We start from the raw sequence: 26,912 nt of genomic DNA, 5'->3' as shown, positions 1-26,912 counted from the left end.
TTCCGCTTCCTGCAACGCAGTGACTTTGTGCACTGTGTTCGGTACGCCCGCGCGCCTACCTTCGCACGCTTCGCCGCCCAGCCTTCTTTTTCTTCTTTCGCGGCGGCGAATCACGAACAGACAAACAGGAGTAGAGGATCATGAAAGCGAGATTGTTCTTTGCCGCGCTCGCGACGGCAGCACTGGTGGCCTGCGGCGGCGGCGGGGGTGGCGGCAGCAGCTTCGACCCCGGGCTCTTCAGCCAGATACCCCCTCCGCCGAAGGAGCCGCCGCCAAAGGAGCCGCCACCTGAAGAGCCTGGCCCCGGCACCAATCCGACGCCCGTCAACGCCCACTACAAGTGGGTGACCTTCGAGCAGGACCGCGATCCGGACGTCGATCCGGCCGAGAAGCGCTACGACGACTACATCGCGCTGCTGAACCGCGAAGGCGCCGCGGGCTATCGCTATGTCGAAGGCACCCTGGGCGGCAACATCGTGCGGCTGCAGGACAAGTTCATGGTGGTGAAAGACGTCGACACCACCTACAGCTATGAGTACAAGACGATCGAGCTCGACATCCTGACGCCCGACCTGCTGCCGCGCCTGCTGCAGCAGATGAAGGACCAGGGCGCGCAGGGCAAGGTCTTCGTGCAGCTGATGCCGCAGCTGAAGATCCTGCCGCCGCCGAACAGCAACCCCGTGTTCGGCGTGCTCTACCGCAAGGACATGGGCTCATCGGCCACCTACGACTACAACTCCATCCCGATCCCGACCACCAAGGTGGACATGGTGAACGCGGCCAACGCGCAGGGCGCCAACGGCTTCAGGCCGTGGTTCGCACCCAGCACCATCAACCACGAGAGCGCGTATTTCTTCATCAAGGACATGAGCAGCCCGGCCCGCTACGAGATGAAGGCCGTGATCAGTCCGCTGAGCGTGGTCGGCGGCGACTTCCCCGACGTCCCGAAACAGATCCGCGAACAGGGTGCGCTGGGCTACCGCCTGCTGAAGGAGCGCTTCCTGACCGACGAGGGCAAGACTTCGAGCTTCTTCCTCTACATGAAGGACCTGACGCAGGCGAGCACCTTCGAGTACGAGTTCCCCAAGGCCAACAACATCTACTTCGGTCTCGATGAAAACAACATCATCCAGGCGAACGAGCAGACGGCCAACGGCCTGCGCTACTTCGGCAACCCGGACGAGCCGATCTTCTTCCGGTCGCTGAACTGCACCGGGGCGCTGTGCCTGTCGCCGGACAACACCGAGATCGGGAACCAGGACTAGCGCCGAACGGCCGGCCGCCGTCTAGAGGCCATGCACGACCCAGGCGCCTGCAGGCGCCTCGGGTATGTGCACGGTGTGCTCGCCGGGCCGGTCGAAGCTGTACTCGCGCCCGCCGATGGTGATCGACCTCATGTTGGTCCAGACCAGATAGTCGCATCCCTCGGGGGTTCGCGTGGCCTGCAGCACCTGGAACACAGGCGCCACGCTCACCACGAGCCGTACCCGCGCCGTCGCTGTAGCCGGGCCGGCGCTGCTCTCCGCCGCGCACACCAGCGGCGCGAATGCGACCAGCGCAGCCAGGGCGGCGCGCGCCGGTTGAAACCGATTTCCCGTCATGAGGCCCGATCCGTTGTCGTGCGTCGCAAGGACGCGAGGCGCGGGCGCGGCAGGGGCGCCCGGCATCCGGATATCGGCAGGAATGGAAAGAAATGCAGGGCCCGCCGGAGAAACCGGCGACTGGCCGGTCAGTAGGTCACCGTCACCCGCGTGGCATTGCTGCCGTCGCCGGCTGCAGCACTCGCGGACTGCGCCGAAGCGCCGCCCGCGGTCGCGGCCATCGCGCTGACGGTGCCGTGCAGGGCGGTGCCCAGGCTTGCACGGCCGTCGGCATCGGTGCCAGGCACCATGAAGGTCGCTTCCCCGACCTTGTCGAACCGGTACTCCCGCCCCTTGATGACCACCGACGCCATGTTGGTCCGCACGCGGTACTCGTGCCCGCCGTTCACGGGCCTGATCTCCAGCACCTCGAAGGTCGGGAGCACGTTGATCGTCAGGTTGAAGCGGCCGGCCGCCCTGTTCGCTTCGCGCGCCGGCTCGGCGGAACTCAATTGCAGCGGCAGGGGCAACACGAGCAGCAGCATGCCTGCGGCCGCCAGTGGTGGTGCCGTTCGCGGCGACCGCAGCGCAGCCGCCCTCGCAGTTCGCCTGTTTCCGGGCATGGGAACTCCTATCGTCGCAACCTGGGAGGCATCGGATCGATGCCCAGTCAGGCTTATCGGCAGAGTCGCGGAAAAATGAAGGCCGTGAGGCCCCATTCTTCACACATTCCCGCAATTTGCCAGCGGGCTTCCCGTTTCGCTCGCCCGGGCTCGGCCCGGACCCGGATTCAGTAGGTCACGGTGACCGTCACGACGTCGAGGTAGCTGTCCGGCCGCACGTTGGTGCTTGCGCCGAGAACGCGGCCATACAGGGGCAGCGTCTGGACCTGGCCGCTGCCCGTCCCCCCCATGGTGTTGGTTCCCGAGATGTTGCCCCAGGCATTCGTGCGCCCGGCGTTGCGGTAGAGGTGGTACGGCACCGTGTCCGTGTTGCCGGGCACGCCCCCGGTCGGCGTCATCGCCCCCGCACCATTGGCCACGTTGTTCGACGGCGTCAGCCCGACCGTGTAGGAGGTGGGCGTCGTGCAGGTCACGTAGATGTTGCCGAGCTTGTCGATGTTGGCCCCGCCCGGCAGGCCCGCGACGGAGCCGAAGTTCAGCGGATCGGCCGTGACGACGCAGCTCTTGGAGATGGTGGCGCTGACGATGAAGGCGAACTGGTCCGCCAGCGTCGTGCCGCACGTGGTCGGGGGCGCGTTCGTGCTCGACGTCAGCGTGATCGAGGTGTGGATGCCGGCGAAGTTGTCCTGATAGGAGCCCGGGGGCACAGTGCTCTGGCCCGCGAGCAACTCACCGCGCATCGTGGCGGTGCCCGAGGTGGTGGTGGACCGGGCGGGAATCGCGATGTTGATGGTGAACGGGTTCGGCACCGCGGCGTTGCCGTTCGAGCCCCAGATCGTGTTGCTCGTCCCCTGGTAGAGCTGGAACTTCAGGCTGTCGCCCGCGGTGTTCTTCATGACGCGCGGATTGAAGTTCGTGAGGCCCTCGTTGCCGTCGCCGATGTTGAAGCAGACCCTGGCGTACTCGGTGGTGTTGTTGTTGCCGCTCTTGGTGCAGGTGTAGCTCAGCGTGGCGTTGGCGGGCGTGGCCGTGCCGGCAACCAGGTCGACCGGGCCGAAAGCCATGGCCGTCATCGATGCCGTGCAATTGATCGACGCCTGGGCGCTGCCCGCCGACAGCAGCCACAGCAGCGCGCAGAACATGGGCAGGCGCAGGGCCCGCAGCGTGCGGATCAGAAGACTCATGGCGCCTTGGCCTCCCTGGTGCAGCGCAGCGGCCCGATCTGCGGGACTGCCGCGCCTTCCTTGCGATAGTCGAAGCTGGTCCGGCAGACGCCGTTGGGCGTCTGCACGTCGAGCGTGTTGCGGGCCTGCAGCGACTCGAGATACACGGCGCCGTCGAAGCCCACCAGCGCCGGCTCGCCGCCCTGTGCGTTGGCTCGCACGCGACTGCCCAGCGGCAGCGGCTTGCCCGCCTCGTCCACCAGCAGCAGCGCGGCCGCGCTGACCGGCGTGATGCCGAAGCGCACCAGCGTGCCGGCCCGGTCGCTCGGCGTGGCGACCGTCTTCACGCGCTCGATCCTCACGTCGGCGGGCAGCTGCATCGGGTCGATGGACAGCTGGTTGTTCTGGTAGGAGCGAAGCGGCGCCACCAGCAGCATGCCCTTGTCGTCCGTGGTGCCGATGTCGCGGTTTTCCAGCCTCACGGGCACACCCGCGATGCCGTCGGTGGAAACCACCGCGAAGGCGTCGTCGATGCGCCGCGCCGCGAAGGGCTGGCCGCCCATGAACGCGATCGAGCCGGTGGCGCCCGCGTAGGCGAAGCGGTTGTCGCCGAGCACGCTGATGCCGGCCATGGCGCGGCCGTAGCGGCCGAGGTAGTCGATCTCGGCCTGACCGCCGTTCTGGCCGCCGCCCTGGCGCAGGCCCGCTCTCCAGCCGATGCCGCCGTCGCCCGGCATGGAGCTCTGCGCATCGGCGGTGTAGACCGTCTTGCCGTTGTCGCGCTGGACGCCGGCGCTGGCCGTGATGTTGCCGTCCAGCGCCCAGGTGAAGCCGACGAAGAGGCTGCGCTCGCGGCGGTTGTCGAGGTTCTGGTTGAGGCTCACGTTCATCGAGGCGCTCTTTCCGATGGCCCGGAACCAGTAGACGCTGGCCATGCGCGTCGCCTCCTGCGCCGGGTAGCGCAGGTAGAGGTAGCTCAGGCCGAAGCTGCCGAGATCCTTTGTCGTGTAGCCGATGGATGCACGGCCCGAGCCACGGGCCGGTGCGCTGCCGTAGAGCGAGGCGACGTCGCGGTACTCGCCGCGCGTGCGCGTGCCCTCGACCGCGAAATTGAACTGGTTGTCGCGCCAGCTGTAGCCGAGGTTGAGCAGCGAGCCCTGATCGCCGCGATAGCTGCTGTGCGCCACGGCGCCCGTGAACACGCCGCTTTGCCCGATCAGCCATGCGCCGCCGACACCGCCCTTCACCAGCCCCTTGGTGGTCTCGCCGTGCGCCTCCAGCGTGAAGCTGTTGCTCACGCCGTAGCGCCAGGTGCCGGTGGCGGCGGGGTCGCTGCCGTAGTCGTTCGAGCGCAGGCCGTAGTTCCTGCGCACCATGCCGAGATCGACGGACCAGTCGGACAGGCCCTCCTGCAGCAGGCGCTGCGTGTCGTACAGCGAGAAATCGAGGGTCGTCGCGCGCCCGAAGGCGTCGGTGAGAACCACCTGGGCATTGCCCGCGCCGTTGATGCTGGGCACCGTGTTCAGCTGGAAGGGCCCGGCAGGGACCTGGCCGGTGTACTGGCGCAGGCCGTTGATGTAGAGCTCCACCTGCGAGGGCAGCGTGGCCGAGCCCAGGAAGGCCGGCAGAGGGGTCGTCGTGCGATAGGGCTGCAGTGAGAAGTTGCGCGAGAGCTGGATGCCGCCGATGCGGGTGGAGCGCGACCACGGCAGCGACGCGGTGGTGGTGTCGCCCACGCGCAGCGTCAGCATGTCGTCGGGGAAGGACTGGCTCCAGGTGGTGTCCAGCCGCACGGAGTCGTGCTTCCAGTCTTCGTTGTCGGAGCGGTAGGCGCGCGACATCATGGTGCTGGTGAACACGCTGCTTCCGCTGAAGGCGCGAACTTCGGCCAGCGCGTTGAGGCTGGTGCTGTTGCCGCGGCCCTGCGTGCCGTAGAGGTCGTAGTTCAGCAGCAGGCCGGGCGAGGCGCTGGCCTTGGGGGAGGCGACCGTCGAGGTGTTCACCACCGTCGTGGGCAGGCGCAGCACGTCGGCGGGCGCGTTGATGGCGACGCTCTGCCTTGCGGCGTCGTAGGCGACCTTCACGCCGGGAAGGTTGTTGAGCCTCACCGGGTCGGACGCGCCCGGCGGCAGGACGAAGCCCAGTTGCCGCAGGGTGGAGGCGCTGGCCCAGAGCTCGCGATCGCGCAGCCCGAAATGCACCAGCCCCTGGGGGTTGCCGTTGAGGCTCAGTTCCAGGTAGAGGTCGCTCCCGGTCGGGCCGGTGAGGTCGCTTTCCGCAGCGGATGCGACCAGCCACGAGCCCGGTCCGGCTGCAGTCTTCTCGGCCTGGGCGTCCAACGACGCCAGACCCGACAGAAGCAGCAGTGGGAGCAGACGCTCAGCGGACGCGTGGAAGTGGCGGAATCTTTTCCTGCGTCGCGTTGCCATTGATCTTCGTTTCCAGAACGCCGCCGGTGGCGAAGGCCTCCGCGGGGGTCTTCAAGGGCCAACGCATGTTCGCGCCCGGCAGGACGTAGCCCATCAGGCCGGCGTGCACCGGAGTGCGCTTGCCGGCGGTATCGACGAAATCCAGATCGGCGAGCTGGGCGTGCATGCCGCCGCCGTTGGCGACCTCGAGCACCGCCTGGCTGCCTTCGCGGCGCAGCGACCAGCTGAGCTGGGGTGCGGCCGGCTGCGCGCCGGCGGCTGCGATGAAGATGGGCACCGAGTAGCGCAGCACCAGCTGCAGGCCCTTCTTTTCCTTCATCTCGACGGGCAGTTCGTCGATGACTACCCGGTACGAATTCTCGACCGCGCCGGCAGGAACCCCGGTGCGGATGACGCGGATCAGCTGCCGCTCGGACGGTGCGAGCTGCACCATCGGCGGGCTCACGAGGAGCTCGCGCGAGGGCGTGAGCTTCTCGTTGCCGGCTTCCTGCGACCACTGGTAGACCCGCACCTGGGCGTGCACCACGTCGTCGCCGGTGTTGCTGAGCCATAGGCCATCGGCGTTCTGCGTGGCCTGCAGCGTCAGCGTGACCGGAGAGACCTGCAGCCCGCTAGCCGAGGCGGCCGCGTGCGCCAGCAGGGCGAACGCGAGGGCAAGGGTGTGGCGCAGCAGGCGGTGCACGGTCGGCCTCAGGCAATGGATCAGTAGTTGACCTGGACGGTCACGGTGTCGGCGTAGGCACCAGGCGTCACGTTGGCGCTTGCGACCGTTGCGAACACGGGGATGGACTGGGCCGTGCCGGTGCCGGTGCCGGCCACGCCGTTTCCAACCGAGGTGGGCGTGGCGGTGTTGCCCCAGATGGGACCCGTCGCGCTCACCGAGCGAAGCTGGTAGGCAATGGTGTCCGGGCCAGCCACGATGGGACTCATGAAGCCGGCGCCGGTGGTGTCGGTGGCAGCGGTGCTCGAAGGCTGCAGGCCGATGTTGTAGGGCGTCGACTTGGAGCAGGTCACGCTGATGTTGCTGCTGGCCGACAGGGCGGTGGCGGTCGAGGTGACCGAGCCGAAGTCGATGTTCGAGGCCGCACCCGCCGTGACCGAGCAGGCCTTGGTCACGGTGATGAGGACCTTGAACGTGGAGCTGGCCGTGTCGGCGATCGCCGCGCTGGCGGCCAGAGCGGCCAGGACGGCTGCAACGATGAGGGAAGGTTTTTTCATGAGGACGGACTCTCGGGTATCGAACGGTTGATGAAGAGAGAATGAGGCCCAAAGTTCACAAATTTGGGACTGTGAATTTTAGTTAACAATTGGAAGAAAGAGTGAGCTGTTGTTACGGCGACAGCAAAATTCGCTCGGGCAAGCACTCGTTTCCCGGCCTTGCGTGACTTTTGTTACGAAATTCGGCCACTCATCCAGCAGCCCTCCGACAGTTCCGTAGCGCGGCCGCCACGCCGCCCCAAGCCGGTGCACCCGCACTGGCACGTCGCTTGCATAACCTGACCACTTGCTCTGATTAAGCGGTCAAACACACCATGCGAGTGCTCGTCGTCTACTGCCATCCGGTCGAAACCAGCTTCCACGCCGCCCTGCACCAGGAGGTCTTGAAGAACCTTCGCGCGGCCGGGCACGAGGTGGACGACTGCGACCTCTACGCCGAAGGCTTCAACCCGGTGCTGTCGCGCGAGGAGCGCCTGGGCTACCACGACGTGCCTTCCAACCAGCTGCCGCTCGCGCCCTACGTGGAGCGGCTGCTGTGGGCCGAGGGCATCGTGTTCTGCTTTCCGACCTGGTGCTTCGGGCTGCCGGCGATGCTCAAGGGCTACTTCGACCGGCTCTTCATGCCGGGCGTGGCCTTCGACATCAGCGACCCGGCCAACGTGAAGCCGATGCTCACGCACATCAAGCGCATCAGCGCCGTCGTCACGTACGGGCGGCCGCGCTGGATGGCCATGTACATGGGCGATCCGCCGCGCAAGATCGTCACGCGGTACATGCTGCGGCTGACCGGCCGGCGCGCGAAGGTGGACTACCACGCCCACTACCACATGAACGTCGCCACCGAGCCCCAGCTCAAGCGCTTCATGGCGCGCGTGGGGCAAGCCATGGCGCGCTTCGCATGAGCGCGCCATCGCTCCTCGACAACGTGCGCCTGCCGCGCTGGCTGCTACCGGCCGACTGGCCGCAGCGCGATGGCGTGCCCGAACTCGCGCGCGTTGCGATCGAGGCAGGCCGCGTGCGGTCTGTCGACCCCGCTGTCGCCGCCACGCCCTCCGCCTGGAACCTCGACGGCGCACTGGTGCTTCCCTGCTTCGTCGACGCCCACACGCACCTGGACAAGGCCTTCACCCTGCCGCGCATGAAGCAGGTGCAGCCCGGCCTGCTCGGCGCCATCGACGCGATGCTCGCCGATCGCGTGCACTGGACGCCGGCCGACGTGCACGAGCGTGCCTCGCGCGGCCTGCAATGGGCCTGGGAATGCGGCACCGCGCACCTGCGCACGCACGTCGACTGGTGGGAGCCCGATGCCGTGCCGATGGCATGGCCGGTGATGGCCGAGCTGGCGCAGGAATGGGCCGGCAGGGTGCGGCTGGAGCAGGTGAGCCTGATCAAGCTGCCGCTCTTCGAAGACGCGGCTCAGGCCATGCGCCTCGCGAAGCAGGTCAAGGCCACCGGCCCGCACACGCTGCTCGGCGGCTTCGTGCACTCCACCAACTGGAGCGAGAAAGCGCTGCGCAACCTGCTGGTGTCGGCGCAGGCCTGCGACCTCGACATCGACCTGCACGTCGACGAGGAGCTCAACGCATCGGCTGTCGGCCTTCAGACCACCGCCCGCATCCTGAAGGAGATCGGCTATCAGGGCCGCGTGGTCTGCGGACACATCTGCGCGCTCGCGGCCCAGCCCGAGGCGCAGGCCCTCGCCACGCTCGACGCGGTGGCGCGCGCGCCGATCACGGTGGTGTCGCTGCCCGCCACCAACCTGCTGCTGCAGGACGCCGTCACCGGCCGCACGCCGCGCCTGCGCGGCATCACGCTGGTGAAGGAGGCGCGCGAGCGCGGCATTCCGCTGCTGTTCGCGAGCGACAACGTGCAAGACCCGTTCTGCCGCGTCGGCAGCTTCGACCCGGTCGAGGCGCTGGGCACGGCCGCGCTGGTGGCGCAGCTCGACGAACCTTTCGACGAATGGTCGCAGGCGCTGTGCCGCAGCGACTGGCTGCGGCGCCAAGCCGCTCCTGCGAGGCCCACGCTGGTGGGCCAGGGCGCCGACCTGGTGCTGTTCACGCAGGCCGACCGCCACGGCTGGCCCTCGCGCACCGCCGGCCGCGTGGTGCTGCGCGACGGCCGCGTCACGCACGGCGACGCGACGCCCTTCCTCCCCCGGTAACGAACACACAAGGACACCTTCCCATGCTCCACGGCTACATCCCGCCCCACCGCTTCCTGCCCTACCTGAGCTGGACCGAAATCGCCGCGCTGCCCGACCGCGAGAACACCGTCATCGTGCTGCCCTGCGGCGCCATCGAGCAGCACGGCCCGCACCTGCCCTGCTCGGTCGACAGCGTGATCTGCTCGGGCGTGATGGGCAAGGCGCTCGAAAAGCTCCCCGCCGAGGTGCGCGCCTTCGCGCTGCCGACCATCACGTACGGCAAGTCGGAAGAGCACCTGCACTTCCCCGGCACGATGACGCTGACAGGCACCACGCTGCTGTCGACGGTGATCGAGATCGGCGAGTCGGTGTACCGCTCGGGCTTTCGCAAGCTGCTGTTCGCCAACGGCCACGGCGGCCAGCCGCAGGTGCTCGAAATGGCGGCGCGCGAGTTGCGCCTGCGCCACGGCGATTTCGTGGTGGTGCCGCACGGCGTGTCGCGCCTGCCGAGCGCGGCCAGCAAGCAGGTCAGCGAGCAGGAGAAGAAACTCGCGATGCACGCCGGCCATTCCGAGACCGCGCTGATGCTCGCGCTCGCGCCCGAGACGGTGCACATGGAACATGCGGTCGCCAACTTTCCGCCGCCCTTCCCGATCAAGCTGCTGTCGGCCGACGGCCGCCCGGCCTGTGCATGGACCTCGCGCGACTTCGGCCCGAGCGGCGTGATCGGCGACCCGACCACCGCCACGCGCGAGCAGGGCGAAGCCATCCTCGACACGCTCTCCGACAGCTGGGTGCAGGCGCTGACCGAGCTGCACGCACTGCGCTGGGTGGTGCGCGAGGAAGCCACCTGGGAGCGCGGACACCAGCAGGGCTTCATCCAGCAGCGCTTCGAGCCGGCGGCCTGAGCCCGCTTCTTGCAACGGCCGCTTCTTCCTTTTCCTTCGTCTTCTTCAACCCCCTGCCCCAGAGAGGTCCCCATGCGCTCCTTCGCACTGTCCATCGCCGGCGCCGCCGCCATCGCATTCCTCGCCGCCGCACCCGCGCAGGCCGAGGACAAGTTCACCTACATGACCAACTGGTACGCGCAGGCCGAACACGGCGGCTTCTACCAGGCCGTGGCACAGGGCATCTACAAGAAGTACGGCCTGGACGTGACCATCAAGATGGGTGGCCCGCAGGTCAACATCACGCAGATGATGGCCGCCGGCCAGGCCGACTGCATCATGGGTTCCAGCGACATCCAGATGATGCAGGTGCGCGAAGGCGGCGTGCCGGTGGTCAACGTGGCGGCCTTCTTCCAGAAGGACCCGCAGGTGCTGATCGCGCACGAGGACGTGAAGAAGTTCGAGGACCTGAAAGGCAAGACGCTGCTGATCGGCGCGCAGGCCCAGCGCGGCTACTGGCCGTGGCTGAAGGCCAAGTTCGGCCTCACCGACGAGCAGACCCGCCCCTACACCTTCAACATCCAGCCCTTCGTGGCCGACAAGAATGCCGCGCAGCAGGGCTACCTGACCTCGGAACCCTACGCCATCCAGAAGGTCGGCGTGAAGAGCACCGTGCTGATGTTCAGCGACCACGGCTTCCCGGCCTACGCGACCACCGTGTCGTGCATGGAGAAGACGGTGAAGGACCGCAGCAAGCAGGTCGCCGCCTTCGTGAAGGCCTCGGCGGAGGGCTGGAAGAGCTACCTCGCCGACCCCGCGCCCGCCAACGCGCTCATCAAGAAGGACAACCCCAACATGACCGACGACCAGCTGGCCTACAGCGTGGCCAAGCTCAAGGAGATGGGCATGGTCACCGGCGGCGACGCGGCCAAGCTCGGCATCGGCGTGATGACGGATGCGCGCGCGAAGGCGAGCTACGACTTCCTGGTGAGCGCGAAGCTGCTCGACCCCGCCAAGGTCGAACTCGCCAAGACCTACACGACCGAGTTCGTGAAAGACGCGAAGGTTCTGCCCTGACCGCGCCAAGGCCCCGCCGCATGAACCGCATCGATCCCCAGACGCTGGCGCCGCCGCCGGAGCTCGCGCCCGCCGTGCCCGCCGTGCCCGCCGTCGAGGTGCTCTCGGCCGAGAAGACCTATCCCAACGGCACGCAGGCGCTGCTGCCGGTGGACCTGTCTATCGCCGAAGGCGAGTTCGTCACCCTGCTCGGCCCCTCGGGCTGCGGCAAGAGCACGCTGCTGAAGATGGTGGCGGGCATGCTGGAGCCCAGCGACGGGCGCCTGCTGGTGTGGCGCCGGCCGGCGGCGCAGCTGCACGACTGCCCGCGCAAGATGTCCTTCGTGTTCCAGTCGCCCACGCTGATGCCGTGGGCCAGCGTGCAGACCAACGTCCGCCTGCCGCTGGACCTGGCCGGCGTGCCGCGCAAGGAGGCCGATGCGCGGGTGATGGAATCGCTCGCGCTCGTGGGTCTGGAGAAGTTCGCCGACACGCTGCCGCGTGCGCTCTCGGGCGGCATGCAGATGCGCGTGTCGATCGCGCGCGGCCTCGTCACGCAGCCCGACCTGCTGCTGATGGACGAGCCCTTCGGCGCGCTCGACGAGATCACGCGCCACAAGCTCGACGCCGACCTGCTGGAGCTGTGGCGCAAGAAGAAGCTCACGGTGATCTTCGTGACGCACTCGATCCACGAGGCGGTGTTCCTGTCGAGCCGCGTGGTGATGATGGCCGCACGGCCCGGCCGCGTGGTGGAGGAGTTCCGCATCGACGAGCCCTATCCGCGCAGCGCCGACTTCATGGTCACGCCCGAATTCGCGCGCTACGCCAAGCAGCTGCAGGACAGCCTGCTGCGCGCCAGCAGCACCGACGAGGAGGCCGCGCGATGACTGCCAAGACCCTTCCCCTGCTGGCTCAGCCGCGCGTGCAGCGCGTGCTCTACCCGGTGCTGATCGGCGTGGCGCTGGTCGCCCTGTGGCAATGGATGGTGGTGGCGATGGAACTGCCGCCCTACCTGGTGCCCTCGCCCTACCTGATGATGCAGACGCTGGTGACCGACTGGGCGCCGCTGGGCAATGCGCTGCTGGTCACGCTGAAGATCACGGTGCTGTCGTTCCTGCTGGCCACGGTCGCGGGCGTGCTGGTCTCCTTCCTGTTCGTGCAGAGCAAGCGCATCGAGACCGCGCTCTTCCCGTACGCCGTGCTGCTGCAGGTCACGCCCATCGTGGCGGTGGCGCCGCTCATCATCATCTGGGTGAAGAACCCGGTGGCGGCGATGACGGTGTGCGCGGCGCTGGTGGCACTGTTCCCGATCATCAGCAACACCACGCTGGGCCTGCGCAGCATCGACCCCGACTTGCAGAGCTACTTCAAGCTCAACCGCGCGACGCGCTGGCAGCAGCTGGTGCGGCTGCGCATTCCGAGCGCGCTGCCCTACTTCTTCGGCGGCCTGCGCATCTCCAGCGGCCTCGCGCTGATCGGCGCGGTGGTGGCCGAGTTCGTCGCGGGCACCGGCGGCTCGGGCGCGGGGCTGGCCTACCAGATCCTGCAGGCGGGCTTCCAGCTGAACATCCCGCGCATGTTCGCGGCGCTGCTGCTCATTTCCCTCACCGGTGTCGCGCTCTTCGTGCTGATGGCCTGGCTCACCAAGCTGGCGCTGGGCTCGTGGCATGCGAGCGAACTTTCACAGGACTGACCTTGACCATGAACGCCCCTGTTTCCGCCATCGAGCAGCTGCTGCTCGAACTGCCCGACCTCGACTGGATCACCGACGAAAGCCGCGTCACTCGGCTGTCCTCCGACTTCTCCTGGTTCAGCCCCGTGCTGGTGCGCCAGCTCAAGGACAAGCGCGCCGACGTGGTCGTGCGGCCGCGCACCGAGGAAGAGATCCGCGCGGTGGTCGGTGCCTGTGCGCGCCGCTGCGTGCCCATCACCATCCGCGGCAGCGGCACCGGCAACTACGGCCAGACCACGCCGCTGGCCGGCGGCGTGGTGCTCGACATGACGGGCTACAACAGCTGCCTGTGGGTGCGCCCCGGCGTGGCGCGCGCGCGGGCCGGCATCCGTCTCGGCGAACTCGAGAAGCAGACCAAGCCCACGGGGCAGGAGCTGCGCTGTGTTCCATCGACCTACCGCAGCGCGACGCTGGGCGGCCTGTTCGGCGGCGGCTTCGGCGGCGTGGGCTCCATCAACTACGGACCGCTGGGCGCGCCGGGCAACGTGATCGGCATCCGCGCGATGACCATCGAGGCCGAGCCGCAGGTCGTCGAACTGCGCGGCGCCGACGCGATGCGCATGCACCACCTGTGGGGCACCAATGGACTGGTGCTGGAGCTGGAGATCGCGCTGGCACCCGCGCATCCGTGGCTGGAAACACTGGTGACCTTCACCGACTTCGAAAGCGCGCTGCACTTCGCGGACAAGCTCGCGCATGCGCCGGGCATCGTGAAGCGCGGTGTCACTTTCTTCGCGGCGCCGATCTCCGACCATCTGTCGCAACTCGCCGCGCACCTGCCCAAGGGCTGCCACACGGTGCTGTCGCTGGTGGCCGAGTCATGCGAGCCCGCGATGCTGCAGTTGGTGGAGGCACACGGCGGCACCGTCAGCTACCGCAAGACGGCGGCCGAGGTGCAGAAGAGCAATCGCACGCTGATGGAATTCACCTGGAACCACACGACGCTGCATGCGCTGAAGATCGATCCGAGCCTCACCTACCTGCAGAGCGGCTTCGTTCCGGGCCGGCACGTCGAGCAGGTCATCGAGATGGAGAAGCTGCTGGGCGGCGAAACCGGCGAGGTGATGATGCACATCGAGTTCCTGCGCAACGTGGCCGGCCTCATGACCTGCAGCGGGCTGCAGTTGGTGCGCTTCAGCACCGAGGAACGGCTGCAGGAGATCATGCGCATCCACCGCGAGCACAACGTGCACATCAACAACCCGCACGTGAACATCGTCGAAGACGGCAAGGCCGGCGGGCCGCTGCCGCCGGAGGTCATCGAGGTGAAGAAGCGCTTCGACCCGCTGGGCCTGCTGAACCCGGGCAAGCTGCGCGACTGGCCGGTGAAGGCGGCTTCGGCAGCCTGACCGATCTCAGTTGCGGCGACGGCCCTGCAGCCAGGCCACCGCCACGATGGCCATGGCCAGCAACCAGAGCGGCCAGAGCCCGAACGGCGCCACCCAGCGTGCGAAGGGCGTGAGGCCGCGACGGCCTTCAACGTTCGCTTCGAGCACGCCGCGCGTGAGGCGTGGCAGCTCGTGCGTCACGCGGCCCTGGGCGTCGATCACCACGGTCGCGCCAGTGTTGGTGGAGCGCACCATCGGCCGCGCGAACTCGAGCGCGCGCATGCGCGAGATCGACAGGTGCTCGTCGATGGCCACCGTGTCGCCGAACCAGGCGATGTTGCTCACGTTGAGCAGGATGGTGGGCGCGCTGGCCTCGTCGCGGAAGTTCGCGCCGATCTCGTCGCCGAACAAGTCCTCGTAGCAGATGTTCGGCGCGACGCGCTGGCCCTGCCAGACGAAGGGCGCCTGCGCGAGCCCGCCGCGCGCGAAGTCGCCCAGCGGGATGTTCATCATCTGGATGAACCAGCGGAAGCCCCAGGGAATGAATTCGCCGAAAGGCACGAGGTGGTGCTTGCTGTAGGCGTAGGGCTGCGCGTCGCCGGGGCGGAAGCCGAGCACCGCGTTGCTGTAGGTGCCCTGCCCGCCGAGCGGCAGGCCCACGATGGCGGCTTGATTGCCCTGGCTGTAGCGGGTCTTGATCGCTTCGAGATAGCCGGCTGGCAGCTGCTGAGGCAGCAGCGGCAAGGCGGTTTCGGGCGTGACGACGAGCGAAGCCTTGGCATCGCGCAGTTGCTCGCCGTACCAGCGCAGCGCGGTCTCGATGCCGCCGCCGGGAATGAATTTTTCGTCCTGCGGGATGTTGCCCTGCAGGAGCGCGACGCTCAGGTTGCCGGCCGCGCCTTTCGCGCCTCGCACATCGTCGCGCAGCGCGGGCACGAGGTTCGGCACGGCGAACACGAATGCGATCAGCACCACGCCCTGCACGGCTTCCGCGATGCGCAGCGGGCGATGCAGCGCGACCAGCGCAACGGCCAGTGCTGCTGCGGCGCCGATGCCGTACACGCCCACCCATGGCGCAAGCGCCGCTAGCGGCCCCTCGACATGCGCGTAGCCGCCGGCGCCCCAAGGGAAACCGGTGAACCAGCTGCCGCGCACCAGCTCGGCCAGCGTCCAGAGCGCCGCAAAGACCAGCGCGCCCGCCACCCGCCCCTGCGGCCCCTTCACCACGAACCATGCAGCGGCGACCGCGTAGTACAGGCCCAGCGCGGCAGCCAGGGCGAGCACGGCGATGGCGGCCAGCGGCGCCGGCAGGCCGCCATAGGTGTGCATCGAGATGAAGAGCCACCAGAAGCTGCCGGTGAGCCAGGCGGTGGAAAACAGCCAGCCGTGCAGCCCGGCACGTCGCCAGCCTGCGCCCTGCGAACGCAGTCCGTCCAACAGCCAGACGAACGCGCCAAGCGACAGCAGCTGCAGCCACCACAGCGGCTTTCCGCCGGCGGGCGAAGCCATCGAGAGCGCCTGCGCAAGCCCGGCGGCGACGAAGCCGAGCGGACGGAGGAAGGAGGCGAAGGAGGAAGCCGGCGCGCGAGCCATCAGTCGGCCGCGTCGCCGCCGCGCGCCGGAGACACCTTGAACCAGCGCACCGCGCCGCCCTTGGTGTGCAGCACGACGAAGTCGAAGCCGCCGATCGCATGGTGCTCGCCGCGCTTGGGCACGTGGCCCATCTCGTGCGCGATCAAGCCGCCGATGGTGTCGAAGTCTTCGCTGAGCTGTTCTTCGTCGAACACGATGCCAAAGGCCTCGGCGACGCGCTCGATGGGCGTGTCGCCCGAGACGCGGTAGGTGTGGTCGGCCAGGCCGAAGATGTCGCCCTCGTCCTCGGCGATGTCGAACTCGTCCTCGATCTCGCCGACGATCTGCTCCAGCACGTCCTCGATGGTGATGAGGCCGGCCACGCGGCCGAACTCGTCGATGACGATGGCCAGGTGGTTGCGGTTGCCGCGGAACTCGCGCAGCAGGTCGTTCAGGCCCTTGCTCTCGGGAACGAAGGTGGCCGGGCGGAGCAGCGCGCGGATGTTCAGGCCCGGCGCGCGCTGCAGCTTGAGCAGGTCCTTCGCGAGCAGGATGCCGATGATGTTTTCCTTCTCGCCCTCGTACACCGGAAAGCGCGAGTGCGCGGTGTCGATGACGAGATGCAGCAGCGCGTCGAACGGGGCGTCGATGTTCACCAGGTCCATGCGCGGCGCGGCGACCATCACGTCGCCGGCGGTCATGTCGGCCATGCGCAGCACGCCTTCGAGCATCACGCGCGACTCCGCGCCGATCACCTCGTTGTCCTCGGCGTCTGCCAAGGTTTCGATCAGCTCGTCGCGCGAATCGGGGCCGGGGTGGATGAATTCGGCGAGTTTCTGGAGAAAGCTGCGCTTGTCTTCCCGTTCGACGGGAGCGCGTTCAGGGTGAGGTTCGGCCACTGCGGGAGGGCGGAGTTGAGGAGGGACAAGGATACCGGATTGCGTGTGACACGCTCTACCGGGCCCTCCCCGAGGGTAAGTACGGAAGCAGCCGCCAGGGCCGCGGAGCTCAGGGCGCCGACTTCTTCCGGGCGTCGCGCATGCCGCTGCGCACTTCCTGCAGGCTGGCCAGGAAGGCCCAGAACTGCTTGGCCCGGCTCTTGAGCGCGAAGTCGACGGCGGCGTAGTGCTCCAGGGCGATCTCGCTCATGCGGCTGTCGAAGGTGGCGCTGGGCAGCTCGAGATGGGCCTCGGCTTCCGAGCCGCTGCGCACCACGGTGGCACCGGCGTTGCGGGCGATCTTCAGCATGGCGGCGTTCTCGCTCAGCGCATGGATGAAGAGCATGCCCACGCCTTCGTTGCGCGCCACGACCACCGCACGCTCGAAGAGGCGGGCGCCGTAGCCGCGTCCGCGGGCATGGGCCGACACGGAAACGCCGAACTCGGCGCAGTCGCTGTGCTGGTCGCCGGGGGCGAAGGCCAGGTGGGCCATCGCGATCAGGTCGAGGCGGCGGTTGTAGATGCCGAAGAGCTCGTCGCGCTCGAAATCGAGGCTGTCGACGTAGCGCTGGATCTGCTCGTCGGCCGCCGCGTAGCCGAAGCGCAGGTAGCGGTCGTGCGGAGTGAGGTCGAGCAGGTGGCGGGCGATGCGCTCGCGTTCGCGGGGGCCGATCGAGCGGATCGGCACCATCACCGGTTGAGGCGCGCTGACTGCGCGTGGTTGCGCCTCAACCATTGGCGCCTTCAGGAAAGAGCCAATGCCGAGAGACGCTTTGAGAAGGGTCTTGGCGGTAAGCATGGCTCCAATGTAAGGGTTTTCACCTAAACAACAAGTTCACAAGGTTAATCCGGGGACACATTCGTGACCCCTTACCAGAACGTGTGGCGCCATCGCAACCAAATTGTGGCTAAACAGGCACAGCTGTTGTGGCCTTGACACGGTCGAGCACGAAGCTGGTCTTGCAGTCTTCAACGCTCGGGTGCTTGAGCAGGGTGTCCATGATGAAGCGGCTGTAGTGAGCCATGTCGGCCACCACCACGCGCAGCAGGTAGTCCATGTCGCCGGTGAGAGCCGCACATTCGACTACCTCGGGCCAGGTCTGCACGCTGGCGCGGAACAGGTCCATGGGGTTGCGCTTGTGGGTCTCGGTGTGCTTTTCCAGCCTCACGTTGAGGTAGGCGGTCAGCCCCAGGCCGACGGCTTCGGGCTGGACCAGGGCCACATAGCGGTCGATCACCCGATGCTCTTCCAGCCGCTTGACCCGGCGCAGCACGGCGCTGGGCGACAGGCTCACCTGCTCGGCGATCTGGTCGTAGGTGGCGCGGCCGTCTGCTTGCAGCGTGCGCAAAATGAGCCGATCAATCTTGTCCAGTGCTTCCATTTCGCCATTCTTGCAGCTTTACTGCGCAAGAGCCACCATGAGCGCGTGGAAACGCAGAAAACCTGAGAGGCATCCACCCTACATTGCATGACCGGCCGATTTCGCGCCCCATTTCATTCGATCCGTTCCATTCCCCACCTCTACCGGAGACCGCACATGAGCCTTGCCGACGCCCCCGCCTTCACGCCCTGGGAGAACCCCATGGGCACCGACGGCTTCGAATTCATCGAGTACGCGGCACCCGATCCGGCCGCCATGGGCAAGGTGTTCGAGCGCATGGGCTTCAAGGCCGTGGCCAAGCACCGCCACAAGAATGTGCTGCTGTACCGCCAGGGCACGATCAACTTCATCATCAACGCCGAGCCCGATTCGTTCGCGCAGCGCTTCGCGCGCCTGCATGGCCCCAGCGTCTGCGCCATCGCCTTCCGCGTGCAGGACGCCAAGTTCGCCTACGAGCGCGCCATTTCGCTGGGCGCCTGGGGCTTCGCCGACAAGGCCGGCCCGGGCGAGCTGAACATTCCCGCCATCAAGGGCATCGGCGACAGCCTGATCTACCTGGTCGACCGCTGGCGCGGCAAGAACGGCGCGAAGCCGGGCGACATCGGCAACATCGGCTTCTTCGACGTCGACTTCGAGGCGCTGCCGGGCCTGACGGCCGAAGAGGCGCTGGCCCCGGTGGGCAACGGCCTGACCTACATCGACCACCTGACGCACAACGTGCACCGCGGCCGCATGAACGAGTGGGCCGAGTTCTACGAGCGCCTGTTCAACTTCCGCGAAGTGAAGTACTTCGACATCGAAGGCCAGGTCACCGGCGTGAAGAGCAAGGCCATGACCAGCCCCTGCGGCAAGATCCGCATCCCGATCAACGAGGAAGGCAAGGAGCAGGCAGGCCAGATCCAGGAGTACCTGGACATGTACAACGGCGAAGGCATCCAGCACATCGCGATGGGCTCGGACGACCTGTACCAGACCGTCGACGCCCTGCGCGCCAACGGTGTGAAGCTGCTGGACACCATCGACACCTACTACGAGCTGGTCGACAAGCGCATTCCGGGCCACGGCGAAAGCGTGGAGGAGCTGCACAAGCGCAAGATCCTGATCGACGGCAAGAAGGACGCGCTGCTACTGCAGATCTTCAGCGAGAACCAGCTCGGCCCGATCTTCTTCGAGTTCATCCAGCGCAAGGGCGACGACGGCTTCGGCAACGGCAACTTCAAGGCGCTGTTCGAGAGCATCGAACTCGACCAGATGCGCCGCGGGGTGCTGAGCGCCGCAAAATAAGGGCCCCATCCCTTATTCACGCTTCTGGAGCACGCATGCGCAGCTGTACGCCTTCGATCGGTCTGACCTTCATTGCGGCGGCAGCCGCCCTTCTTTCGGGCTGCGCCATGGCCCCGGCCGCCACCGTGCCGGTGGCCGGGGCCTCGCACCTGGACACGGTGCAGAAGGCCGCGGTACTGCGCATCTGCACCCCGGGCGACTACAAGCCCTTCAGCTTCCAGAAGCCCGACGGCGCATTCGAGGGCATCGACGTCGACCTGATGACCGGCTTCAGCGCCAGCCTCGGCGCGAAGCCCGAGTGGGTCAAGACCACCTGGGCCAACCTGCTGCCCGACCTGGCCGCCGGCAAGTGCGACATCGCCGTGGGCGGCGTGTCGGTCACCACTGACCGGCAGAAGCGCGCCTTCTTCAGCGCGCCCTACATGGTCAACGGCAAGACGCCGATCGCGCGCTGCGCCGACGTGTCGAAGTACCAGAGCGTGGCGGCCATCGACAAGCCATCGGTGCGCGTCATCTTCAATCCGGGCGGCAGCAACGAGCGATTCGCCCGGGCCAATTTCAAGCAGGCCAAACTCACGCTGCACGGCGAGAACGTGACGATCTTCGACGAGATCCTCGCCAACCGCGCCGACGTGTTCGTCACCGAGGCGGCCGAGGCCATCACGCAGCAGAAGCTCAAGCCGGGCCTGTGCGCGGTCAACCCCGACAAGCCGCTGCAGTACGGTGAAATGGCCTGGATGCTGCCGCGCGACGACGTGGCCTTCAAGTCGTATGTCGACCAGTGGCTGCACCTGCAGCAAGCCGGCGGCGACTTCCAGCGGACGATGGACCGCTGGCTCAAGTAACCCTTCCTCCTCCGAGATCGCTTTTTCATGGACTCCCCCGCCGCCGCAGTTGTCACCCCCGCCGTCTATGGCGCCTCCGACCGCCCTCCGCGCGGCGACTACTCGCGCGGCGGCGCGGTGCTGGCCGACTACACCTGCCCGCAGGACTGGGCCAGCTACACGCCGGCCGACCACGACACCTACCGCCGCCTCTACGAGCGGCAGGTGGCGCAGCTGCCGGGCCTGGCCTGCGACGCCTTCATCAACGCGCTGCCCTCGCTGGGCGTGAAGGACCGCATCCCGCGCTTCGACGAGCTCAACGAGCGGCTGCACAAGGCGACAGGCTGGGAGATCGTGGCGGTGCCTGGGCTGATTCCGGAGCTGCCCTTCTTCACGTTGCTGGCGAACCGCAAGTTTCCGGTGACGGACTGGATCCGCAAGCCCGAGGAGTTCGACTACATCGTCGAGCCCGACGTGTTCCACGACCTGTTCGGCCACGTGCCGATGCTGTTCGACCCGACCTTCGCCGACTACGTGCAGCGCTACGGCCAGGGCGGTATCAAGGCGCACGAACTCGGCGCGGGCGAGAAGCTCGCGCGGCTCTACTGGTACACGGTGGAGTTCGGCCTGATCCGCCAGCCGGACGGCCTGCGCGCGTACGGCGCCGGCATCCTCAGCTCCGTGGGCGAACTCAGGCACGCCGTGCTCAGCGACGAGCCGCGCCGGCTGCCGCTGGACCTGCTGCGCACCATGCGCACGCGCTACAAGATCGACACCTACCAGGCCAACTACTTCGTGATCGACAGCTTCAGGCAGCTGTTCGACCTCACCGAGCCCGATTTCACGCCGCTGTACGAGTCGCTGAAGGTCGCGACCGACATCGAGGCCGGGGTGTTGCTGCCGGGCGAGTCCGGCAAGGCCTGAAAGCTCGAAGGGTTGTTCGCACGCGCAGCTATCGCGCGCGCGACAGCGCACACCCCTTCCCTAGGACAAGCCCGCTGGTCGCGGAGGCAAGGTGCCTTCCACAATCCGCGCCAAAGGAGCTTGCATGCAGACCAACACATCCGCGCGACAGAACTATCCGGCCGGCGTGCCGCACGAGATTCATCCGGAGCAGTACCGCTCGTTGCCCCAGATGTTCGACGAGGCCTTTGCCCGTTATGCCGACAGGCCCTTCTCGGTCTGCATGGAGCGCTGGATGTCTTACGGCGAGCTCGATGCGCTGTCGAAGGCGCTGGGCGCCTGGCTGCAGTCGCGCGGGCTGGAGCCAGGTGCGCGGGTGGCGATCATGCTGCCGAACATCCCGCAGTTCGCGGTCACCATGTGCGGCGTGCTGCGCGCGGGATACACGTGCGTCAACGTCAATCCGCTGTACACGGCGCGGGAACTGGAGCACCAGCTGAAGGACTCCGGCGCGACGGCCATCGTCATTCTTGAAAACTTCGCGTCCACGCTCGAGAAGGTGATCGAGCGCACGCCGGTGAAGCACGTGGTCATGACCTCGATGGGTGACCTGCTGGGCGGCCTGTACGGCGCGTGGATCACGATGGCCGTGCGCCATCTCGCGAAGCTCGTGCCGGCCTACAAGCTGCCGCTGAGCGACGGGCGCAGCGTGACGCCGTTCAGCCAGGCGATTGCCGAGGGACGTGGCCGCACGCTGGGACCCGATCAGAGCACGCTCGATTCGATCGCCTTCCTGCAGTACACAGGTGGCACGACCGGCTTGTCGAAGGGCGCGGTGCTGACCCACCGCAACATCGTCGCGGCCACGCTGCAGGCCGAGGCCTGGTTCACGCCGGCACTGTCGCGCGCGGGTGACCTGGCGAAGGTCAACAGCATCGCGGCGCTGCCGCTTTATCACATCTTCGCGCTGACGCTGTGCCTGCTGGTGATCCGCCAGGGCTCGCACATGACGCTGATCCCGAATCCACGGGACTTCAACAAGTTCATCGCGGTGCTGAAGAAGCGGCCCTTCCACATGCTGCCCGCGGTGAACACCTTGTTCAATGCGCTGCTGATGCATCCGGAGTTCAAGTCGATCGACTTCTCGACGCTGTTCGTCTCGCAGGCGGGCGGCATGGCCGCCTCGGAAGGCACGGCGCGCAAGTGGTTCGAGGCCACTGGCTGCCCGATGATCGAAGGCTGGGGCATGAGCGAGACCTGCGCGATCGGGACCAACAACCCGGTATCGAACACCGAGTTCACCGGGACGATCGGGCTGCCGCTGCCCAGCATCGAGATCGCCATCAAGGATGACGATGGAAACTCGCTGCCCGTGGGCCAAGCCGGGGAGCTCTGCATCAAGGGGCCAAACGTGATGACGGGCTACTACAACCAGCCGGCCGAGACTGCCGCGGCTTTCACTGCCGATGGCTTCATGCGCACCGGCGACATCGCGGTGATGCAGGAAGACGGGTACAGCCGCATCGTCGACCGCAAGAAGGACATGATCCTGGTGAGCGGTTTCAACGTGTTCCCCAACGAACTGGAGAACGTGATCTCGCTGTGCCCGGGCGTGGTGGAGTGCGCGGCGGTGGGCGTGCCCGATGAGAAGCAGGGCGAAGCCATCAAGGTCTTCGTGGTCCGCAGGGATCCGGCGCTGACCGAGGATGCGGTGCTGCAGTACTGCCATTCGCAGCTCACCGGCTACAAGCGGCCGAAGCACATCGAGTTCCGGGAATCGCTGCCGAAGACCAATGTCGGGAAGATCCTGCGGCGTGAGCTTCGCGTCAATGCAAACGCCTGAGCGGCACAGATGAGCCCTTCGTCGGCTAGCGCCGGGCTGCCGGCGGGTGTCTTTGTGTTCGAGCGGGGGTGGCTGTCTTCGAACAACGTGCTGTTCGTGGCCGGCGAAGAGACTGCGCTGGTCGACACGGGGTACGCGACGCACGCCGAGCAGACCTTGGCGCTGGTCGAGTCGGTACTGGGAGAGCGACCGCTCGACCGAATTCTGAATACGCATCTGCACAGTGACCACTGCGGGGGGAATGCTGCGCTGCAGCTGCGATATCCAACGGTTCGTACCGAGATTCCGCCGGGGGAAGCTGCATTTGTGGAGAGCTGGGACCAGCAGGGGCTGAGTTTTCTGGCTACCGGGCAGACTTGTCCCAGGTTCCGATTCACAACGCTGCTGCTGCCGGGGTGCGATTGCGTGCTTGGCGGCAGGCCGTGGCAGGTGCACGCGGCACCGGGGCATGATCCTCACTCGGTCATCTTGTTCGATGAGCAGTCGCGCACGTTGATATCAGCGGATGCGCTGTGGGAGAACGGGTTCGGTATCGCGTTTCCAGAACTGGCGGGGGAGCCGTCGTTCGGAGAAATAGGAGCGACCTTGGATCTGATCGAGAAGCTGGCGCCGGAACGAGTGATTCCGGGGCACGGAGCTGTGTTCGACGATGTTGGGAAAGCGCTGGCTGTTGCGCGGCAGCGCCTGGAGAAATTGATGCGCGATCCGGCCAAGCATGCGCGGCATGCCATCAAGATCTTGATGAAGTTCAAGTTGCTGGAAGTGCAGACCATCTCGACAGCCGGATGGAATGCATGGTTGCACGGCACGCCCTATCTCGAGGCGATCCGATCACGCTTTTTCGGTGACGTCGAGTTGGGTCGGCTGACTGGCGATATCTTGGCGGAGCTGGTCAGCGCTGGCGCGGCCGAAGTGGGCCGCACAGATATCCGCAATCGGTAATTGGTGCACCCCGCGCCAAGCGTTTTGCTTCACTTTTGGCGCTCTCGGAGCATCTGATCCGTCTCCTGGCGTTTTTTCTTGTTTGTGCTGTGCAACAAAGCAAAAACCCCCGATCGCGATGGACCGGGGGTTTTTGGGGCTGTAAGAGCCTGACGATGACCTACTTTCACACGGGAACCCGCACTATCATCGGCGCTGAGTCGTTTCACTGTCCTGTTCGGGATGGGAAGGAGTGGGACCAACTCGCTATGGTCATCAGGCATAAAGGGTTGTCTGGCTGATCACATGATCAATCAGACGAATTCATAGAGTTTGGAATCAGTTTTGGCGAATTGTTTTGAATGCGTCAACTTGGCATAACACCTTGATCTGACTGATCAAAGTTATAGGGTCAAGCCGCACGAGCAATTAGTATCAGTTAGCTTAACGCATTACTGCGCTTCCACACCTGACCTATCAACGTCCTGGTCTTGAACGACTCTTCAGGGGGCTCAAGGCCCCGGCAGATCTCATCTTGAAACGAGTTTCCCGCTTAGATGCTTTCAGCGGTTATCTCTTCCACACTTAGCTACTCGGCAATGCCACTGGCGTGACAACCGATACACCAGAGGTGTGTCCACTCCGGTCCTCTCGTACTAGGAGCAGGCTTCCTCAAATCTGCAGCGCCCACGGAAGATAGGGACCAAACTGTCTCACGACGTTTTAAACCCAGCTCACGTACCTCTTTAAATGGCGAACAGCCATACCCTTGGGACCGGCTACAGCCCCAGGATGAGATGAGCCGACATCGAGGTGCCAAACACCGCCGTCGATATGAACTCTTGGGCGGTATCAGCCTGTTATCCCCAGAGTACCTTTTATCCGTTGAGCGATGGCCCTTCCATACAGAACCACCGGATCACTATGTCCTGCTTTCGCATCTGCTCGACTTGTCAGTCTCGCAGTTAAGCACGCTTATGCCATTGCACTATCGTCACGATGTCCGACCGTAACTAGCGTACCTTCGAACTCCTCCGTTACGCTTTGGGAGGAGACCGCCCCAGTCAAACTGCCTACCATGCACTGTCCCCGATCCAGATAATGGACCTAGGTTAGAACCTCAAACACACCAGGGTGGTATTTCAACGTTGGCTCCACAAGATCTAGCGACCCTGCTTCAAAGCCTCCCACCTATCCTACACAGATCTGTTCAAAGTCCAATACAAAGCTACAGTAAAGGTTCATGGGGTCTTTCCGTCTTTCCGCGGGGAGATTGCATCATCACAAACATTTCAACTTCGCTGAGTCTCAGGAGGAGACAGTGTGGCCATCGTTACGCCATTCGTGCAGGTCGGAACTTACCCGACAAGGAATTTCGCTACCTTAGGACCGTTATAGTTACGGCCGCCGTTTACTGGGACTTCAATCAAGAGCTTGCACCCCATCATTTAATCTTCCAGCACCGGGCAGGCGTCACACCCTATACGTCCACTTTCGTGTTTGCAGAGTGCTGTGTTTTTAATAAACAGTCGCAGCCACCGATTTTTTGCAACCCGTTCATGCTCCGTTGTTCACTTCACACTAATAGGGCACACCTTCTTCCGAAGTTACGGTGTCAATTTGCCGAGTTCCTTCTCCTGAGTTCTCTCAAGCGCCTTAGAATACTCATCTCGCGCACCAGTGTCGGTTTGCGGTACGGTCGTTGTTAGCTGAAGCTTAGTGGCTTTTCCTGGAACCTCGTTCAATCACTTCACCAGCAAGCTGGCTCGATCGATGGCCTCGGTATATGTGCACCGGATTTGCCTAATGCACGCCTACATCCATCTAAACCGGGATATCCAACACCCGGATGACCTATTAAGATCCGTCCCCACATCGCACTAACAATCGGTACAGGAATATTGACCTGTTTCCCATCAGCTACGCATCTCTGCCTCGCCTTAGGGGCCGACTCACTCTACGCCGATGAACGTTGCGTAGAAAACCTTGCGCTTACGGCGAGGGGGCTTTTCACCCCCTTTAACGCTACTCATGTCAGCATTCGCACTTCTGATACCTCCAGCACGCTTTACAACGCACCTTCACAGGCTTACAGAACGCTCTCCTACCACTTGCAATAAATTGCAAATCCGCAGCTTCGGTAACTGGCTTAGCCCCGTTACATCTTCCGCGCAGGACGACTCGATCAGTGAGCTATTACGCTTTCTTTAAATGATGGCTGCTTCTAAGCCAACATCCTGACTGTTTTAGCCTTCCCACTTCGTTTCCCACTTAGCCAATTTTAGGGACCTTAGCTGGCGGTCTGGGTTGTTTCCCTCTTGAGTCCGGACGTTAGCACCCGGTGCTCTGTCTCCCAAGCTGTACTCTTCGGTATTCGGAGTTTGCCTTGGTTTGGTAAGTCGCCATGACCCCCTAGCCAAAACAGTGCTCTACCCCCGAAGGTAATACTTGAGGCACTACCTAAATAGTTTTCGGAGAGAACCAGCTATTTCCAAGTTTGTTTAGCCTTTCACCCCTATCCACAGCTCATCCGCTAGTTTTGCAACACTAGTCGGTTCGGACCTCCAGTACCTGTTACGGCACCTTCATCCTGGCCATGGATAGATCACTTGGTTTCGGGTCTACACCCAGCGACTGATCGCCCTATTCGGACTCGATTTCTCTACGGCTTCCCTATTCGGTTAACCTTGCCACTGAATGTAAGTCGCTGACCCATTATACAAAAGGTACGCAGTCACCCTTGCGGGCTCCTACTTTTTGTAAGCACGCGGTTTCAGGATCTATTTCACTCCCCTCCCGGGGTTCTTTTCGCCTTTCCCTCACGGTACTAGTTCACTATCGGTCAATGATGAGTATTTAGCCTTGGAGGATGGTCCCCCCATATTCAGACAGGATTTCTCGTGTCCCGCCCTACTTGTCGTTAGCTCAGTACCACACAGGTCATTTCACGTACGGGGCTATCACCCGCTATGGCCAGCCTTTCCAAGCTGTTCCGTTATGTCTTGTGCTATCACTAACAGGCTTCTCCGATTTCGCTCGCCACTACTTTCGGAATCTCGGTTGATGTCTTTTCCTCGAGCTAC

Annotated in this window: 23 protein-coding genes and 2 rRNA genes (1 of these 25 cut by a window edge); 13 read left to right on the top strand and 12 right to left on the bottom strand. The window is 65.2% G+C overall.

Annotated elements, in window-relative coordinates:
* Nucleotides 1-140 precede the first annotated feature (140 nt).
* Nucleotides 141-1,265, top strand: a complete 1,125-nt coding sequence (locus ACAM57_RS03175; protein ID WP_369660678.1) for a hypothetical protein — start codon at nt 141-143, stop codon at nt 1,263-1,265.
* A gap of 21 nt (nt 1,266-1,286) precedes the next feature.
* On the opposite strand, the gene ACAM57_RS03170 is transcribed toward ACAM57_RS03175, so the two are convergent.
* The 6 genes from ACAM57_RS03170 to ACAM57_RS03145 form a co-directional block, all read right to left on the bottom strand.
* The gene (locus tag ACAM57_RS03170) at nt 1,287-1,601 is read right to left on the bottom strand and encodes a hypothetical protein (RefSeq protein ID WP_369660677.1); all 315 of its coding nucleotides are present in this window, start codon (nt 1,599-1,601) and stop codon (nt 1,287-1,289) included.
* 128 nt (nt 1,602-1,729) lie between these two features.
* Nucleotides 1,730-2,125, bottom strand: coding sequence for a hypothetical protein (locus tag ACAM57_RS03165; RefSeq protein WP_369660676.1), 396 nt, complete (start codon nt 2,123-2,125; stop codon nt 1,730-1,732).
* Nucleotides 2,126-2,370: 245 nt separating this feature from the next.
* Nucleotides 2,371-3,387 (bottom strand): spore coat protein U domain-containing protein, encoded by a 1,017-nt coding sequence (locus ACAM57_RS03160; RefSeq protein ID WP_369660675.1) that lies wholly within the window; start codon nt 3,385-3,387, stop codon nt 2,371-2,373.
* Nucleotides 3,384-5,705 carry a fimbria/pilus outer membrane usher protein gene (locus tag ACAM57_RS03155; RefSeq protein WP_369660674.1) on the bottom strand — a complete coding sequence of 774 codons (2,322 nt, stop codon included), beginning with the start codon at nt 5,703-5,705 and terminating at the stop codon, nt 3,384-3,386. Before ACAM57_RS03155 ends, ACAM57_RS03160 begins: the two co-directional genes overlap by 4 nt.
* Before the next feature lie 40 nt (nt 5,706-5,745).
* Nucleotides 5,746-6,477, bottom strand: coding sequence for a molecular chaperone (locus ACAM57_RS03150; protein ID WP_184640935.1), 732 nt, complete (start codon nt 6,475-6,477; stop codon nt 5,746-5,748).
* Nucleotides 6,478-6,497: 20 nt separating this feature from the next.
* Nucleotides 6,498-7,013: a spore coat protein U domain-containing protein gene (locus ACAM57_RS03145; protein WP_126023789.1), complete on the bottom strand. Its 516-nt coding sequence runs from the start codon at nt 7,011-7,013 to the stop codon at nt 6,498-6,500.
* A 314-nt stretch (nt 7,014-7,327) separates the two neighbouring features.
* Here ACAM57_RS03145 and ACAM57_RS03140 point away from each other — a divergent pair, with 314 nt between their 5' ends.
* From ACAM57_RS03140 to ACAM57_RS03110, 7 genes are all read left to right on the top strand, one after another.
* Nucleotides 7,328-7,915 carry an NAD(P)H-dependent oxidoreductase gene (locus ACAM57_RS03140; RefSeq protein WP_126023790.1) on the top strand — a complete coding sequence of 196 codons (588 nt, stop codon included), beginning with the start codon at nt 7,328-7,330 and terminating at the stop codon, nt 7,913-7,915.
* Nucleotides 7,912-9,177 carry an amidohydrolase family protein gene (locus ACAM57_RS03135; protein ID WP_369660673.1) on the top strand — a complete coding sequence of 422 codons (1,266 nt, stop codon included), beginning with the start codon at nt 7,912-7,914 and terminating at the stop codon, nt 9,175-9,177. The genes ACAM57_RS03140 and ACAM57_RS03135 overlap by 4 nt, the downstream gene beginning before the upstream one ends.
* 23 nt (nt 9,178-9,200) lie before the next feature.
* Complete coding sequence (locus tag ACAM57_RS03130; RefSeq protein WP_126023792.1) at nt 9,201-10,067, top strand: creatininase family protein; 867 nt, start codon at nt 9,201-9,203, stop codon at nt 10,065-10,067.
* Nucleotides 10,068-10,139: 72 nt separating this feature from the next.
* Complete coding sequence (locus ACAM57_RS03125) at nt 10,140-11,123, top strand: ABC transporter substrate-binding protein (RefSeq protein ID WP_369660672.1); 984 nt, start codon at nt 10,140-10,142, stop codon at nt 11,121-11,123.
* A 20-nt stretch (nt 11,124-11,143) separates the two neighbouring features.
* Nucleotides 11,144-11,989, top strand: coding sequence for an ABC transporter ATP-binding protein (locus ACAM57_RS03120; protein ID WP_369660671.1), 846 nt, complete (start codon nt 11,144-11,146; stop codon nt 11,987-11,989).
* Nucleotides 11,986-12,795 carry an ABC transporter permease gene (locus ACAM57_RS03115; protein WP_369660670.1) on the top strand — a complete coding sequence of 270 codons (810 nt, stop codon included), beginning with the start codon at nt 11,986-11,988 and terminating at the stop codon, nt 12,793-12,795. Before ACAM57_RS03120 ends, ACAM57_RS03115 begins: the two co-directional genes overlap by 4 nt.
* Nucleotides 12,796-12,803: 8 nt before the next feature.
* A complete protein-coding gene (locus ACAM57_RS03110) occupies nt 12,804-14,183 on the top strand; it encodes an FAD-binding oxidoreductase (RefSeq protein WP_369662388.1) in 1,380 nt (459 codons plus the stop codon).
* A gap of 6 nt (nt 14,184-14,189) precedes the next feature.
* Here the strand turns inward: ACAM57_RS03110 and lnt are convergent, their stop codons facing one another.
* The 4 genes from lnt to ACAM57_RS03090 all read right to left on the bottom strand — a co-directional run bounded on the left by lnt (nt 14,190) and on the right by ACAM57_RS03090 (nt 18,054).
* Entirely contained in the window at nt 14,190-15,755 is a 1,566-nt protein-coding gene (lnt, locus tag ACAM57_RS03105) for an apolipoprotein N-acyltransferase (protein WP_369660669.1), read from the bottom strand.
* The gene (locus ACAM57_RS03100; RefSeq protein ID WP_126023798.1) at nt 15,755-16,633 is read right to left on the bottom strand and encodes an HlyC/CorC family transporter; all 879 of its coding nucleotides are present in this window, start codon (nt 16,631-16,633) and stop codon (nt 15,755-15,757) included. The genes lnt and ACAM57_RS03100 overlap by 1 nt, the downstream gene beginning before the upstream one ends.
* Nucleotides 16,634-16,742: 109 nt before the next feature.
* Nucleotides 16,743-17,471, bottom strand: coding sequence for a GNAT family N-acetyltransferase (locus ACAM57_RS03095; protein WP_126023799.1), 729 nt, complete (start codon nt 17,469-17,471; stop codon nt 16,743-16,745).
* Between the two features lie 109 nt (nt 17,472-17,580).
* A complete protein-coding gene (locus ACAM57_RS03090; RefSeq protein WP_019658474.1) occupies nt 17,581-18,054 on the bottom strand; it encodes an Lrp/AsnC family transcriptional regulator in 474 nt (157 codons plus the stop codon).
* 156 nt (nt 18,055-18,210) lie between these two features.
* Between ACAM57_RS03090 and hppD the strand changes: the two genes are divergently transcribed.
* The 5 genes from hppD (at nt 18,211) to ACAM57_RS03065 (ending at nt 23,850) form a co-directional block, all read left to right on the top strand.
* Entirely contained in the window at nt 18,211-19,338 is a 1,128-nt protein-coding gene (gene hppD / locus ACAM57_RS03085; protein WP_184640941.1) for a 4-hydroxyphenylpyruvate dioxygenase, read from the top strand.
* 35 nt (nt 19,339-19,373) lie between these two features.
* A complete protein-coding gene (locus ACAM57_RS03080; protein ID WP_369660668.1) occupies nt 19,374-20,183 on the top strand; it encodes a transporter substrate-binding domain-containing protein in 810 nt (269 codons plus the stop codon).
* A 27-nt stretch (nt 20,184-20,210) separates the two neighbouring features.
* Complete coding sequence (gene phhA, locus ACAM57_RS03075; RefSeq protein WP_369660667.1) at nt 20,211-21,086, top strand: phenylalanine 4-monooxygenase; 876 nt, start codon at nt 20,211-20,213, stop codon at nt 21,084-21,086.
* Between the two features lie 124 nt (nt 21,087-21,210).
* Entirely contained in the window at nt 21,211-22,908 is a 1,698-nt protein-coding gene (locus tag ACAM57_RS03070; RefSeq protein ID WP_184640944.1) for an AMP-binding protein, read from the top strand.
* Between the two features lie 9 nt (nt 22,909-22,917).
* A complete protein-coding gene (locus ACAM57_RS03065) occupies nt 22,918-23,850 on the top strand; it encodes an MBL fold metallo-hydrolase (protein WP_369660666.1) in 933 nt (310 codons plus the stop codon).
* 147 nt (nt 23,851-23,997) lie between these two features.
* Here the strand turns inward: ACAM57_RS03065 and rrf are convergent.
* Both rrf and ACAM57_RS03055 read right to left on the bottom strand, forming a co-directional pair.
* Nucleotides 23,998-24,110 (bottom strand): 5S ribosomal RNA (gene rrf, locus ACAM57_RS03060).
* A 127-nt stretch (nt 24,111-24,237) separates the two neighbouring features.
* Nucleotides 24,238-26,912 (bottom strand): 23S ribosomal RNA (locus ACAM57_RS03055); it runs 196 nt beyond the window's last position.

Source organism: Variovorax sp. V15, assembly GCF_041154425.1.
Taxonomy (GTDB): domain Bacteria; phylum Pseudomonadota; class Gammaproteobacteria; order Burkholderiales; family Burkholderiaceae_C; genus Variovorax; species Variovorax guangxiensis.
Note: the sequence above shows the minus strand (reverse complement) of the source record. Positions and strands in the feature narration are given on the sequence as shown.